Below are 12,924 nucleotides of genomic sequence, written 5' to 3' on the forward strand. Positions count from 1 at the left end.
ATGACTTTCGTTTATACGGTCATTTGAACGTCATCCGGCGCTGATAACGCGCGCAACGAAAGACGACGTTCCAATTGGGAGGGGTTTTGATGTTCTTTCGACGACTAGGCGCTGCCGCGGCAGCCGCTGCCGCGCTTGCATTCGCGTCGCCCGCGTTCGCGGTGACCGAGATCCAGTGGTGGCACGCGATGACCGGCGCCAACAACGACGTCATCGTCAAGCTGGCCAACGACTTCAACGCCTCGCAATCCGACTACAAGGTGATCCCGACCTACAAGGGCGGCTACGCCGACACCATGAACGCCGGCATCGCCGCGTTCCGCGCCGGCAACGCGCCGCATATCATGCAGGTGTTCGAGGTCGGCACCGCGACGATGATGGCCGCCACCGGCGCCGTCAAACCGGTCTACAAGCTGATGGCCGACGCCGGCGAGAAGTTCGATCCGGGCGTCTATCTGCCCGCGATCACCGGCTACTACTCGACCTCCAAGGGCGAGATGCTGTCGTTCCCCTTCAACTCGTCGTCGACAGTGATGTGGATCAATCTCGATGCGCTGAAGAAGGCCAACATCGCGGAGATTCCGAAGACCTGGCCGCAGGTGTTCGACGACGCCAAGAAGCTGAAGGCAGCCGGCTATAACACCTGCGGCTTCTCCGGCTCGTGGGTCACCTGGGTCAATCTCGAACAGCTCTCGGCCTGGCACAATGTGCCGCTCGCCAGCAAGGCCAACGGCCTCGACGGCTTCGACACCGTGCTCGAATTCAACGGCCCGCTGCAGGTCAAGCATCTCGAGAACCTCGTCGAGCTGCAGAAGGACAAGACCTACGACTATGCCGGCCGCACCAACACCGGCGAAGGCCGCTTCACCTCGGGCGAATGCCCGATCTACCTGACCTCGTCGGCCTTCTTCGGCAACGTCAAGGCGCAGGCCAAGTTCAACTTCACCGCAGCGCCGATGCCGTATTATCCCGACGCCAAGGGCGCGCCGCAGAATTCGATCATCGGCGGCGCCTCGCTCTGGGTAATGGGCGGCAAGTCGGCCGAGGAATACAAGGGCGTGGCCAAGTTCCTGACCTTCCTCTCGGACACCGACCGCCAGGTCTGGATCCACAAGGCCTCGGGCTATCTGCCGATCACCAAGGCCGCCTATGCCAAGGCCAAGGAAGAAGGCTTCTACAAGGACCAACCCTATCTCGAGACCCCGCTGCTCGAGCTCACCAACAAGGAGCCGACCGCGAATTCCCGCGGCCTGCGCCTCGGCAACATGGTGCAGCTGCGCGACATGTGGTCGGAGGAGATCGAGCAGGCGCTGGCCGGCAAGAAGACCGCCAAGCAGGCGCTGGACGCCGCCGTCGAGCGCGGCAACCAGATGCTGCGGCAGTTTGAAAAGACCGCCGTCCGCTGACATGATGCCTTCGGGCTTGATCCGGACAAGCGCGAAGCGGTTTTCCGAAAAGATCATGCCCAGACGACAAGCTAAGGCGCGATGACGATCCGACCTCATCTCATCGCGCTTTAGGGCCATCAACCGGCAGGCCGCATCCGCGGCCTGCCCTTCTTCCGAGCCCATGCAAAAGCAAGCGATTTTCCAATCAAAGCTGCTGCCTTACGCGCTGGTTGCCCCGCAGCTCGCGATCGTCCTGATCTTTTTCTACTGGCCGGCCGTGCAGGCGGTGATCCAATCCTTCCTGCTGCAGGACGCCTTCGGTCTCTCCACCAGCTTCGTCTGGTTCGAGAACTATCTCGATCTGTTCAAGGAGCCGGCCTATTTCGCGGCGATCGTCCGGACCTTCGTGTTCTCGTTCGCGATCGCGGTCTCCTCGCTGTCCTTCGCGCTGCTGCTCGCGGTCATGGCTGACAAGCCGCTGCGCGGCTCGACGCTGTATCGCACGCTGCTGATCTGGCCCTATGCGGTGGCCCCGCCGGTGGTCGGCGTGCTCTGGGTGTTCATGCTGCACCCCTCGCTCGGCGTGCTATCGCGCTATCTGCGCGCCATGGGCATCGACTGGAATCCGCTGCTCGACGGCGACCAGGCGGCGGCCCTGATCATCCTCGCCGCGGCCTGGAAGCAGATCTCCTACAATTTCCTGTTCTTCCTCGCCGGGCTGCAGAGCATCCCGAAGAGCGTGATCGAGGCCGCCGCGATCGACGGCGCCCGTCCGATGCGGCGGTTCTGGACCGTGATCGTCCCGCTGTTGTCGCCGACCATCTTCTTCCTCTTGGTCATCAACATCGTCTACGCCTTCTTCGACACCTTCGGCATCATCGACACCATGACCCGCGGCGGTCCCGGCAAGGCGACCGAGACGCTGGTCTACAAGGTCTATACGGACGGCCTGCTCGGCGGCAATCTCGGCTCGTCGGCGGCGCAGTCGGTCATCCTGATGGTCATCGTCGTCATGCTGACGGCGATCCAGTTCCGGTTCGTCGAGCGCAAGGTGACCTACTGATGGTCGAGGAGGAGGGCTTTCAGCGCTATCTGGCTCACGTCATCCTGTGGATCGGGATCGCGATCGTGGCCTTCCCGGTCTATCTCGCGCTCGTCGCCTCGACCCAGGACAACGCCGTCATCGCCAACGGCCAGATGTCGCTGCTGCCCGGCGGCCATTTCCTCCAGACCTACTACCAGACGCTGTTTGTCGGCACGAGCGGCTCGACCCGCGAGCCGGTGCTCCACATGATGCTGAACTCGCTGATCATGGCGCTCTTGATCGCGGTCGGCAAAATCGCGATCTCGATCATCTCGGCCTACGCGATCGTGTATTTCCGGTTTCCGTTCCGGATGGCGATCTTCTGGATCATCTTCATCACCTTGATGCTGCCGGTCGAGGTGCGCATCTATCCGACCTACAAGATTGTCGCCGATCTGCATCTGCTCGACAGCTATGCCGGCCTGTCGCTGCCGCTGATTGCGTCGGCGACCGCGACGCTGCTGTTCCGCCAGTTCTTCATGACCGTGCCGGATGAATTGCTGGAGGCTTCGCGCATCGACGGCGCAGGCCCGTTCCGCTTCTTCTGGGATACGCTGCTGCCGCTGTCGCGCACCAACATGGCGGCGCTGTTCGTGATCCTCTTCATCCTCGGCTGGAATCAGTACCTCTGGCCGCTGTTGATCACCACGCGCGACGACATGCAGACCATCCAGGTCGGCATCCGCAAGATGATCACCACGACCGATGCGCTGACCGAATGGCCGATCGTGATGGCGACCGCGTTGCTCGCGATGCTGCCGCCGGTGTTCGTCGTCGTCGTGATGCAGAAACTGTTCGTGCGCGGATTGGTGGAGACGGAAAAGTAATGGCTAACGTCACGCTGCGCAGCGTCCGCAAGACCTATCCCGGCGGCTTCGAGGCCATCAAGGGCGTCGATGTCGACGTCGGCGACGGCCAGTTCTGCGTGCTGGTCGGCCCTTCCGGCTGCGGCAAGTCCACGCTGCTGCGCATGGTCGCGGGGCTCGAGACCATCACCGGCGGCGAGATCGACATCGGCGGCCGCGTCGTCAACCAGGTCGAGCCCGCCGATCGCGACATCGCGATGGTGTTCCAGAACTACGCGCTCTATCCGCATATGAGCGTCTACAACAACATGGCCTACGGCCTGCGCAACCGCGGCATGGCCGAGGCCGAGATCAAGACCCGCGTCGAGGAAGCCGCGCGTGTCCTTGAGCTGTCGCCGATGCTGGAGCGCAAGCCGCGCCAGCTTTCCGGCGGCCAGCGCCAGCGCGTCGCGATGGGCCGCGCCATCGTGCGCCAGCCGAAAGTGTTCCTGTTCGACGAGCCGCTGTCGAACCTCGACGCCAAGCTGCGCATCGCGATGCGGGTCGAGATCCGCAAGCTGCAGCGCCGGCTCAACACCACATCGATCTACGTCACCCACGACCAGCTCGAGGCGATGACGCTCGCCGACATCCTCGTCGTCATGAACGGCGGGCAGGTCGAGCAGATCGGTAATCCCCTGGAGATCTACCAGAAGCCGGCGACCACCTTCGTCGCCTCCTTCATCGGCGCCCCGCCGATGAACCTGATGCCGCTGCGCGCCGACGAGCTGAAGTCCCAGATCACGGGCGCCGACGGCGCCGGCATTGTCGGGATCCGGCCGGAGGATTTCGTGATCTCGAGCGAGACCGCATCCGGCGGCGTCGCGCTTGGCCTCACGGTCGAGGCGATCGAGCATGTCGGCGCCGAGACCTTCGTCTATGGCAGCCGCCAGCGCGAGGAGCAGGGCGTTGCCGCCAATCCGGGCGAGCTGCCGCCGGGCGAGGTGATCGTCCGGGTTCCCGGCGTCTCGGGTCCAGCCATCGGCGAGCGGATCCGGGCCGTCGCCCCCCGTGACAAGCTGCATCTTTTTACCGCCGACGGCCGCAAGCGCGTCGGGGAGTAACCGATCGGGAAGAATTTACCCCCATGTTGCGGGCGTTTAGGCTGGTTTCGGGGCTGCTTGAACGCTATCCAGATCGCCCCCATATCCCTCACTGACCGGAGGCCGGACGGCCCGCCGGTTGCATGGGGCGCCGCAAGGGCCCCTCAAAGTCGCTTCGAGAGGACTTTGTAATGTCTCGTGTTCCATCGTTGTCCAGTCCGTTCCTTTTGGGATTCGACGAGATCGAGCGTGCGCTCGACCGCGTCGTGAAGGGCGCCGACGGCTATCCTCCGTACAACATCGAGCGGTGCGACCGTACCAACGGGCAGCCTGAACGGCTGCGCATCACGCTGGCGGTGGCGGGCTTCACCCGCGACCAACTCGATGTAACTATTGAGGAAAATCAGCTCGTCATCCGCGGCCGCCAGCAGGACGACAAGGCTCGGCAATACATCCATCGCGGCATCGCCGCGCGCCACTTCCAGCGCACCTTCGTGCTGGCGGAGGGGATGCAGGTGCTGGGCGCGGATCTGAAGAACGGGTTGTTGTCGATTGATCTGGCCAGGCCGGAACCTGAACGGGTCATTAAGACAATCGCTATCAATGAGCACGAATAATAGAAACAACGAGCGGACTCGACCGCTTATCTGACTGAGGAGTCGAGACCATGAGTGAACTGAGTACCACCACCATCGAATCCGAGAGCGTCACACCGGAAGCGCTGGCCCATCTGGGCGAAGGTCATATCGCCTATGTGAAGCAGGTCCGCTCCGAGGACGTGCCGGATCTCTTTCCGCAGGCGCCGAAGATCGCGCCGGGCCTCAAACTGTTCGCACTGCACGCCGCCGACGGCACGCCGATCATGCTGACCGACAGCCGCGAAGCCGCCGTCGCGAACGCATGGAGCAACGAGCTGCAGGCCGTCAGCGTCCACTGACGCAGGGTTGAATTAGCATCCGCGAATTCAATGCGCGGGCAGGCCTCGACACCGAGGCGCCCGCGCATTTTTTATGGCGATGTGGTCGATGTGGCGAGCATCGGGCCCATGCTGAGTTGCACCTCGCCGGGGACGTTGTAGTCGCGCATCAGCATGCGGTTGTTGCGCAGCCCGCAGGCCTCCCGCTGCACCACGAACATCCAGAGCGCATGGCCGGCCTCCCGCACCAGGAGGCGCCGTGCCTGTCGTGTTGACGGCGGTGCTTCCGTGCGCGGATGGGCAGTATCGAACTCGCGCAGCTTGGCGAGCGCCTGTTCCAGCGCGCGACCCATGCGGCCGAGCGCACTCGCCCTCTCCTCGGAGAGCTCGTAAGCGAGAACGTCGACGGGAACGCGATCAAGGCGAAAATCGCGGGACATCAGTCATCCCTGGTTCGCACACGCAATGTTGCGCGCGTCCGTCTTCCGGCGTCATCGGCTGGTTGTCAATAAGTGCTCGTGTCTTCGACCGCCAAGCGAAAGCTCGCTCAACTTGAGCAATTCATTGCGCAGCCTTGGGCAGCGGACCATGGCCGCGGCTCGATTTCGCTCTGTGCATTTCCGTGCTGTGATAAGTTCCCGCGAGAAGCACTGCGACAGGGGAATTTCCAGCAAGAATTATTCGCCGCCAAATCGATTGAAGGAGATGCGACCATGCAGAAGAGCTCGCTGATCAATCTCGTTGCTTCAGTGTCGATTTCCGTCCTCGCGACCGGCGTCGCGATTTCCGCGCAGGACAAATACAGCCTGCAAGTGCCCAATGGTCTCGCGTTCTCCGAGTTCAGGGGATACGAGGACTGGCCCGTGATCGCGATCAGCGAGAACGAAGGCGTCATCGCCGCGATCCTGGGCAATCCGGCGATGATCGGCGCCTTCCGGGAAGGCATACCCGGCAATGGCAAGCCGTTCCCGGACGGCGCCAAGATGGCGAAGATCCATTGGATCCCGAAGAAGCAGGAGGCGTATCCCGGTCAGCCGACGGTGCCGGGCGCGCAGCACGACGTCGACTTCATGGTCAAGGACAGCAAGAGGTTCGCGGACAGCGGCGGATGGGGATACGGCGCGTTCGAGTATGACGCGGCGTCGGATGTATTCAGGCCCGCCACCACGGCGGACAATCCGCCCCAGGAAAATGACGCGAAGTGCGGCTATGCGTGCCACACGGTGGTACAGAATCGCGACTACGTCTTCACCGAGTACGGCAAGAGGTAGACACCGGATCGCACGGCTAAAGCGCGATGAGATTAGGTTGAATCGTCATCGCGCCTTAGCTCTTTGTTTGAGCATGATCTTTTCGGAAAACCGCTTCGCACTTTTCCGGATCATGCTTTAGCGTTGCACCAGCCGCGCGCGGATGTCCGGCTTCAGCACCTTGCCGACCTTGGAACGCGGGAGATCGTCCCAGACCTCGATCTGCTTCGGCGTCTTGATGCTGCCGATCTGCTGCTTGACGAAGGCGGCCAGCGCGGACGCATCGACGGTGTGGCCGGCGCGCGGTTGCACCACGGCGACGATCCGCTCGCCCCATTTGTCGTCGGGCAATCCGATGACGGCGCAATCCTGCACCGCCTCATGGGCACGCAACGCGTTCTCGACCTCGATCGAGTACACGTTGAAGCCGCCGGTGATGATCATGTCCTTGGCGCGATCGACGATGTACAGGTAGCCGTCGCCGTCGATGTAGCCGATATCGCCGGTGTGGTGCCAGCCATGCGCCGAAGCCTCGCGCGTGGCCTCGGGGTTCTTGTAGTAGCCTTCCATGACAAGCGATCCGCGCACGACGATCTCGCCGCGCGATCCCGCCGGCAACAGCTTGCCGTCGCCATCCATGATGCCGGCCTGCACCAGCGGGCCTATCCGCCCAGCCGACGAGAGTCGCTCCATCGCGATGGTGCCGTCCGGATTGTAGTGATCGGCGGGCGGCATGATCGAGATCATCATCGGCGCCTCGGTCTGGCCGAACAGCTGCGCCATCGGCCCGATCCGCTTCAGGGCTTCGGCGAGCCGCGTCGCCGAGATCGGTGCCGCGCCGTACCAGAAACATTGCAGAGAGCTGCGATCGGCCGCGTCGAGCCCGGGATGATCGAGCAGCATGTAGATCACGGTCGGCGGCAGGAAGGTGTGGGTGACGCGGTAGCGCTCGATCAGCGCCAGGAACTCGCCGATGTCAGGGTGGTGCATGATCACGACGCGGCCGCCCAGCGTCATGATGGGGAAACAGAGCACGCCGGCGGCATGCGTCAGCGGCGCCAGCGCGAGATAAATCGGACGGCCCTTGAACGGATAGCCCATCAGGGTCAGCGCGGTCATCGCCTCGATGTTGCGTCCCGACAGCATCACGCCCTTCGGCTTGCCGGTGGTGCCGCCGGTGCCCGGGATCATCGCGAGATCGTCGATCGTGGCGCGCTGATAGACATCGTCGGCGAGCCCGCCGAGCCAGCGGTCGAATGACGGCGCGAACGGCAGCTCGGCGTCGAGACAGACCAGCGCGCGCAGCTTGGGCAGGTCCTGCCGGACCGCTTCGGCCATCGGCGCGAAGGTCGAATGAAACAGCAGCAGGCTGCAATCGAACTGGTCGAGAATGAACTTGTTCTCGGCGGCCTCGTTGCGCGGATTGATCGGACACCACACGGCAGCCGCGCGCGAGATGCCGAACACGCAGGCGAAAGCGAGCGGATCGTTGCCGGACAGGATCGCGACCTTCTCGCCGGGAGCGATGCCCGACCGGTCGAGCCCGCGCGCGATCCGGTAGCTCAGCCGCTGCACCTCGCCGTAGCTGAGGTCGCGCCCGTCCATGGTGAGGCATGGCGCGTCGGCGCCGAGCGAGGCACCCTTGTCGAGATAATCGATGAAGCGCATGGCAGGTCTCGCGTAAGAGGCGGGTGACGCGCTAGTGCGTCACCCGCGAAGGTGCGTTTTCGAGCAAAACGAAAACGCTTCAGGGAACGGAGTGTTGAGCCCCGATCCGATCGGGGCTCAAGCTCAATCATGCACGGTCAGGACCGGCTTGCCGACCAGGCCGAAGCTGCGCAATTGCCCGAGCAGCTCGCGATGGCCGAATGCCTGACAGCCGGAGGCGAAGCCTACGCGCTTGGGCGGCTGCTGCAGCAGGTGCACGGCAGCATAGGCCTGCAGCATGCCGGTCTGCTTGTAGTTGCTGTTGCCGTAGATGACGCAGTGCGCGCGCCCCAGCGGGCCGGAGGCATACACCGAATCCAGCGACTTGTTGACGCGCGGATTCTCGCGCGGCGGCATGGTGTTCATCACGCCGGCAGCGGTCTGCGCCAGCGCGGCGTAGCGCTCGTCGGGCTTCATGTCCTTGGTCGCCTCCAGCGCGGCGGCGACGATCTGCGGCACGCCCAGCATCAGCGCCCGATTGAACACGCCGCCCAGCACCTTGACGTTGGCCACGCGCGGATCCTGCTTGAACCACACCGGGTGCGAGGTGCCGCCCCACGGCAGCGCCAGCGCCAGCTCGTGCTGGCCGGGGATGGCGAGGTTGTAGAGGCCGGCATCGGGCTGATGCTCGACGTACTTGTTCTGCTCCAGGTAGTAGGCCTTGGCCATCGCGGCGTTGACCAGGATGGTCTGCGTCGAGGCGATGGTCGGGCTGCCGCCCCAGAACACGGCGATGTCGAGCGTGTCGAGGCCGGGCGTTTCCAGGCACAGCTGCGCGGCGATCTCGCCGGTGGTGTACATCTGCGCGATGCCCGGCGCCAGCAGCAGGCCGGCATTGGCGAACCTCGTGCCAAACTCATGTTCGAGCGTGATCAGCCAGTCCTGCTCGCCGGTCGTATCCGTATAGTGGCACTTGGCAGCCAGGCAGGCCTGTACCACCTCGCCTCCGAACTTGGCGAAGGGGCCCACGGTGTTGAGCACCACCGAGGCGCCCTTGAACAATTCGGTCAGTGCGGCCACGGTGTGCGGCACCGACACGACCTCATAGTCGGCGGTCTCGATGCCGGCCACGTTCGACTTCATCGCGGCGTTGAGCTTCTCGGCGCTGCGGCCGGCGGCGATGAAGGGGATGTTGTACTCGCGCAGATATTCGCAGACCAGCCGGCCGGTATAGCCGGAAGCGCCATAGACGATGACGGGCTTCTTCTCGCTCATTGCGATCCTCCGAAATGCTTGTTGTCGGCTTTGTTGCTACATGCCCATGCCGCCATCGACCGGCAGGCCGATGCCGGTGATGAAGCGCGCATCGTTCGAGCACAGGAACACGGCAGCGTCGGCGATGTCGGACACCTCCGCGAGCTTGCCGAGCGGCGTCTGCTCCACCACCGAACCGACGGCGGCGTTGACGTCGGGCGCGAGACCGATCTTCACGATGTCATTGGCAAGCTGCAGGCCCATGTCGGTCGGGATCAGGCCGGGATAGATGCAGTTGACGCGCACGCCATAGCCGAGCTTGCCGGCCTCCATCGCGCCGACCCGCGTCATGCGGTCGACCGCGGATTTGGTGCCGGAATAGACCGCGATGCTCGGGAAGGCGATCGTCGCCGCGACCGAAGCGATGTTGACGACCGCGCCGCCCTTGCCCGCGGCGCCGCCCGGCCGCATCGCGCGGAAGGCGTGCTTCATGCCGAGCACGGTGCCGACGATGTTGACGTCGCACATGCGGCGCGCGTCCTCGGCCTTGATGTCGGCGACCAGCGAGGTGATCTCGATGCCGGCATTGTTGATCAGGATGTCGAAGCCGCCGAGGGTTTCGACCGTCGCGGCGGCGGCGCGCTCCCATTGCGCATCGTCGGTGACGTCGAGCCTGGCGAAGCCGGTCTTCACCCCCGACTTGGCGATCTCGGCAGCACTGGCCTTGCCGGCGTCATCGAGGATATCTCCGATCATGACGGCGGCGCCGGACCGCGCCAATGCCTGCGCGATCGCCGCGCCAATACCCCGGGCGCCGCCGGTGACCAGGGCTTTCCTGCCTTCAAGGCTCTTCCCACTCATGACGTAGTCCTCCCTTTGCTTGCCGATTGATGGTGGTGCTGACAGAGGCAGCGCGGGCCGGGGCCTGCGCATTTGGAGCGCAATGGTGATCGCGGCCGACGTCGGCAGGGCGCGGCGTTGGCGCGCCCCGGCGGTGCATTTCCTCCTGGTTCGTCGATTGGTCAGCCGTCTTGACGGTTGTCCAAATTATTTCGCCAACCCTCGTCCAGGAACTTGACACTTGTCAAGTCTGAATTTGACAAGTGTCAAAGAGGATGATTGTGAAGAGATGGAGCGCGCCGCGGTCGTCGCGGTATAGTTGCTAGAGGGAAGAAGCAGAGGAAAGGCACGGAATGGCGCGGCAAGCGACAGGAGCGGCCCAACGCGTGGCCGTAGCGGCCGAGGCGCTGCGCGACGAGAAGTTCAACGCGCGGCGCGTCGAGCTCGCGGAGGCCGCGCTGGAGACGCTTGGCGAGCTCGGCTTCGCGCGCACCAGCCTGCGCGAGATCGCGCAGAACTCCGCATTCACGCACGGCGTGTTTCACTACTACTTCAGCGACAAGCTCGACCTGATCTGCTGCTGCGTCCGCCACTACAAGGCGAAATGCGTGACGCGCTATGACGAGGTGGTGACGACAGCACGCAGCCGCGACGAATTGACCGAAGGCTTCCTCGCCAAGCTCGCGGCCACGCTCGAGAACGAAGCGCGCATGCATCGGCTCTGGTACGATCTGCGCTCGCAGGCGATGTTCGAGCCCGCGTTCCGCAAGGACGTGCTCGAGATCGACAAGAGCCTGGAAGCGATGATCTGGCGCATCGCCACGCGCTACGCCGAGCTCGGCAACAAGCGGCCGGCATCGTCACCGGCTGCGCTGTACGCGCTGTTCGACGGCCTGTTCCAGAGCGCGCTGCTCCGGCATCTCGCCAATGACGAGAAGGCTATCCCCGATCTGCTCGACGAAGTCCGCCGTCTGCTGCCGACGATCTGCTGAGGGAATTGCGAAGTACGCAGCTTCGTAGCCCCGATGAAGCTTCGTAGCCCGGATGGAGCGCAGCAAATCCGGGATTCTCGCCAGTTGCAAGATTTCCCCGGATTGCGCTTCGCTCCATCCGGGCTACGGAGATTGAAACGATCGCGCATTGACGTGCGCCACCGCGTGGCGCGCAGTCTATGTCTTGATAACAAGTTGGGCGAACGAATCCGCGAATGCGAACGTTTACGCCGCGCTCGCCGGCGGCAGCGCGAGCACCGAGTAGATCGCCTGGGCGTCGCGCGAGGCGCGCAGCTTCTTGGCGACGTCCTGGTCGCGCAGCAGGCGGGCGATCCGCGCCAGCGCCTTGAGGTGGTCGGCGCCGGCGCCTTCCGGTGCGAGCAGCAGGAAGATCAGATCGACCGGCTGGCCGTCCATCGCCTCGAAATCGATCGGGCGCTCGAGGCGGGCGAAGAAGCCGAACAGCTTCTCCAGCTTGGGCAGCTTGCCGTGCGGAATGGCGACGCCATAGCCGACCGCCGTGGTGCCGAGCTTCTCGCGCTGCAGCAGCACCTCGAAGATGGCGCGCTCATTCTGCCCGGTCAGAGCGGAGGCACGCGCGGCGAGTTCCTGCAGCGCCTGCTTCTTGCTGATGACTTTCAAAGCAGGGAGAATCGCCTCGGGTGCGACCAAATCGGTAATCGGCATTGGGACGTTCCGAGGTGAATGACCGTCAGGTTGCGAAATAGGCTTTACAGCGGCGGCGTCAAGAAGATGAGGTGGGATGCGGGCTTAGCCCGGGTCCGGTTGGCAGGGCTTCTACTCCAACGTATCGGCGGTGCCAACACCTGCGAACCCTGTTCCGCCCCCCTTGTTCCTGGAGGCGGCGGACCATAAGCAGGGCCGGCTTCGGACGTCAATGCCATCTGCCAACTATCCTCAGGGGCTCACCGCCGGCGGATCGACCCAGCCGACATTGCCGTCCGTACGGCGGTAAATGATGTTCAACCGGCCGCTGCCGCCATGCTGGAACACCAGGCAGGAGGCGCCGGTCAAATCGAGCTCCATCACGGCTTCGCTGACCGACAGCCGCTTCAGCGCGGTGGTTGCCTCGGCAATGATCACCGGACTGTATTCGGTGACCTCGTCCTCGTTCTCGGGCGCCTCGATGACGTAGCTCGGCGCGTCGAGCCCGACGCCGTTCAGTTCGGCAAGCGCGGCAGTCGCGGCATAGGTCTTGCGGGCGGAGCGATCCTTGAGCCTGCTCTTGTAGCGGCGCAGGCGCTTCTCGATCATCAAAAGCGCGGCGTCCGCGCTGGCATAGGCGTCGGTGGCATTGGATTCGGCTTCCAGCGTGATGCCGGAATCCAGATGCAGCGCGCAATCGGTTCGGAAGCCGAAGCCATCCTTGCTCAGCGTGATGTGACCCGAATAGTTGCCATCAAAATACTTTCGCAGGACCTCGTCGGTGCGCTCGCTGACGCGCGCGCGAAGCGCCTCGCCGATGCTGATGCTCTTTCCCGAGATTCGAAGGGTCATTTGATGCCTCAATTGCTGGATGCCTCGATCACTCTTGCAGGAGCATGATGCTTGCTGGGCTTCCGGTTACCTCCCTTTCTGGACGACGCTCGGCCTGGAAAGATTGAGACTATCCCGATTTGGCGCGAACGCAACGAGCGCATGGCC

Annotated in this window: 14 protein-coding genes; 8 read left to right on the forward strand and 6 right to left on the reverse strand. The window is 63.9% G+C overall.

From position 1 onward, the window contains the following. Positions 1-89: 89 nt before the first annotated feature. From ugpB to QA639_RS00540, 6 genes are all read left to right on the forward strand, one after another. Positions 90-1,406: a sn-glycerol-3-phosphate ABC transporter substrate-binding protein UgpB gene (gene ugpB, locus QA639_RS00515; protein WP_028337533.1), complete on the forward strand. Its 1,317-nt coding sequence runs from the start codon at positions 90-92 to the stop codon at positions 1,404-1,406. A 163-nt stretch (positions 1,407-1,569) separates the two neighbouring features. Then, positions 1,570-2,451: a sn-glycerol-3-phosphate ABC transporter permease UgpA gene (gene ugpA / locus QA639_RS00520; RefSeq protein ID WP_157342669.1), complete on the forward strand. Its 882-nt coding sequence runs from the start codon at positions 1,570-1,572 to the stop codon at positions 2,449-2,451. After that, positions 2,451-3,299, forward strand: a complete 849-nt coding sequence (gene ugpE / locus QA639_RS00525; RefSeq protein ID WP_028337531.1) for a sn-glycerol-3-phosphate ABC transporter permease UgpE — start codon at positions 2,451-2,453, stop codon at positions 3,297-3,299. The genes ugpA and ugpE overlap by 1 nt, the downstream gene beginning before the upstream one ends. Continuing rightward, positions 3,299-4,381: a sn-glycerol-3-phosphate import ATP-binding protein UgpC gene (locus tag QA639_RS00530; protein ID WP_283088957.1), complete on the forward strand. Its 1,083-nt coding sequence runs from the start codon at positions 3,299-3,301 to the stop codon at positions 4,379-4,381. The genes ugpE and QA639_RS00530 overlap by 1 nt, the downstream gene beginning before the upstream one ends. Positions 4,382-4,551: 170 nt before the next feature. Continuing rightward, positions 4,552-4,977 carry an Hsp20 family protein gene (locus QA639_RS00535; protein WP_021082592.1) on the forward strand — a complete coding sequence of 142 codons (426 nt, stop codon included), beginning with the start codon at positions 4,552-4,554 and terminating at the stop codon, positions 4,975-4,977. A 50-nt stretch (positions 4,978-5,027) separates the two neighbouring features. Then, positions 5,028-5,297 (forward strand): BQ00720 family protein, encoded by a 270-nt coding sequence (locus QA639_RS00540; RefSeq protein ID WP_016843536.1) that lies wholly within the window; start codon positions 5,028-5,030, stop codon positions 5,295-5,297. 71 nt (positions 5,298-5,368) lie between these two features. Here the strand turns inward: QA639_RS00540 and QA639_RS00545 are convergent, their stop codons facing one another. After that, positions 5,369-5,716, reverse strand: a complete 348-nt coding sequence (locus tag QA639_RS00545) for a DUF6665 family protein (protein WP_028337529.1) — start codon at positions 5,714-5,716, stop codon at positions 5,369-5,371. 273 nt (positions 5,717-5,989) lie between these two features. Here QA639_RS00545 and QA639_RS00550 point away from each other — a divergent pair, with 273 nt between their 5' ends. Next, positions 5,990-6,547, forward strand: coding sequence for a cytochrome P460 family protein (locus QA639_RS00550; protein ID WP_028337528.1), 558 nt, complete (start codon positions 5,990-5,992; stop codon positions 6,545-6,547). Positions 6,548-6,664: 117 nt separating this feature from the next. Here the strand turns inward: QA639_RS00550 and QA639_RS00555 are convergent, their stop codons facing one another. From QA639_RS00555 to QA639_RS00565, 3 genes are all read right to left on the reverse strand, one after another. Next, entirely contained in the window at positions 6,665-8,194 is a 1,530-nt protein-coding gene (locus QA639_RS00555) for an AMP-binding protein (protein WP_028337936.1), read from the reverse strand. A gap of 123 nt (positions 8,195-8,317) precedes the next feature. Further along, positions 8,318-9,448 (reverse strand): DUF5938 domain-containing protein, encoded by a 1,131-nt coding sequence (locus QA639_RS00560; RefSeq protein WP_283088958.1) that lies wholly within the window; start codon positions 9,446-9,448, stop codon positions 8,318-8,320. Between the two features lie 36 nt (positions 9,449-9,484). Beyond that, positions 9,485-10,288: an SDR family NAD(P)-dependent oxidoreductase gene (locus QA639_RS00565; protein WP_050383464.1), complete on the reverse strand. Its 804-nt coding sequence runs from the start codon at positions 10,286-10,288 to the stop codon at positions 9,485-9,487. 365 nt (positions 10,289-10,653) lie between these two features. Between QA639_RS00565 and QA639_RS00570 the strand changes: the two genes are divergently transcribed. Further along, positions 10,654-11,259, forward strand: a complete 606-nt coding sequence (locus QA639_RS00570; RefSeq protein WP_026192040.1) for a TetR/AcrR family transcriptional regulator — start codon at positions 10,654-10,656, stop codon at positions 11,257-11,259. A 225-nt stretch (positions 11,260-11,484) separates the two neighbouring features. Here the strand turns inward: QA639_RS00570 and ptsN are convergent, their stop codons facing one another. Together ptsN and hpf are read right to left on the reverse strand one after the other, a co-directional pair. Beyond that, the gene (gene ptsN / locus QA639_RS00575) at positions 11,485-11,946 is read right to left on the reverse strand and encodes a PTS IIA-like nitrogen regulatory protein PtsN (protein WP_016843543.1); all 462 of its coding nucleotides are present in this window, start codon (positions 11,944-11,946) and stop codon (positions 11,485-11,487) included. Between the two features lie 231 nt (positions 11,947-12,177). Then, entirely contained in the window at positions 12,178-12,777 is a 600-nt protein-coding gene (hpf, locus tag QA639_RS00580) for a ribosome hibernation-promoting factor, HPF/YfiA family (protein ID WP_028337939.1), read from the reverse strand. Positions 12,778-12,924 lie beyond the last annotated feature (147 nt).

Source organism: Bradyrhizobium pachyrhizi (genome assembly GCF_029714545.1).
In the GTDB taxonomy this organism is placed as follows: domain Bacteria; phylum Pseudomonadota; class Alphaproteobacteria; order Rhizobiales; family Xanthobacteraceae; genus Bradyrhizobium; species Bradyrhizobium pachyrhizi.

What these genes read in the sequence shown, in the direction of transcription:
- QA639_RS00555 (WP_028337936.1), bottom strand. Translation starts at nt 8,194, where the DNA reads ATGCGCTTCATCGATTATCTCGACAAGGGTGCCTCGCTCGGCGCCGAC.
- ptsN (WP_016843543.1), bottom strand. Translation starts at nt 11,946, where the DNA reads ATGCCGATTACCGATTTGGTCGCACCCGAGGCGATTCTCCCTGCTTTG.
- QA639_RS00530 (WP_283088957.1), top strand. Translation starts at nt 3,299, where the DNA reads ATGGCTAACGTCACGCTGCGCAGCGTCCGCAAGACCTATCCCGGCGGC.
- QA639_RS00535 (WP_021082592.1), top strand. Translation starts at nt 4,552, where the DNA reads ATGTCTCGTGTTCCATCGTTGTCCAGTCCGTTCCTTTTGGGATTCGAC.
- QA639_RS00545 (WP_028337529.1), bottom strand. Translation starts at nt 5,716, where the DNA reads ATGTCCCGCGATTTTCGCCTTGATCGCGTTCCCGTCGACGTTCTCGCT.
- QA639_RS00550 (WP_028337528.1), top strand. Translation starts at nt 5,990, where the DNA reads ATGCAGAAGAGCTCGCTGATCAATCTCGTTGCTTCAGTGTCGATTTCC.
- QA639_RS00560 (WP_283088958.1), bottom strand. Translation starts at nt 9,448, where the DNA reads ATGAGCGAGAAGAAGCCCGTCATCGTCTATGGCGCTTCCGGCTATACC.
- QA639_RS00540 (WP_016843536.1), top strand. Translation starts at nt 5,028, where the DNA reads ATGAGTGAACTGAGTACCACCACCATCGAATCCGAGAGCGTCACACCG.
- ugpB (WP_028337533.1), top strand. Translation starts at nt 90, where the DNA reads ATGTTCTTTCGACGACTAGGCGCTGCCGCGGCAGCCGCTGCCGCGCTT.
- QA639_RS00565 (WP_050383464.1), bottom strand. Translation starts at nt 10,288, where the DNA reads ATGAGTGGGAAGAGCCTTGAAGGCAGGAAAGCCCTGGTCACCGGCGGC.
- ugpE (WP_028337531.1), top strand. Translation starts at nt 2,451, where the DNA reads ATGGTCGAGGAGGAGGGCTTTCAGCGCTATCTGGCTCACGTCATCCTG.
- ugpA (WP_157342669.1), top strand. Translation starts at nt 1,570, where the DNA reads ATGCAAAAGCAAGCGATTTTCCAATCAAAGCTGCTGCCTTACGCGCTG.
- hpf (WP_028337939.1), bottom strand. Translation starts at nt 12,777, where the DNA reads ATGACCCTTCGAATCTCGGGAAAGAGCATCAGCATCGGCGAGGCGCTT.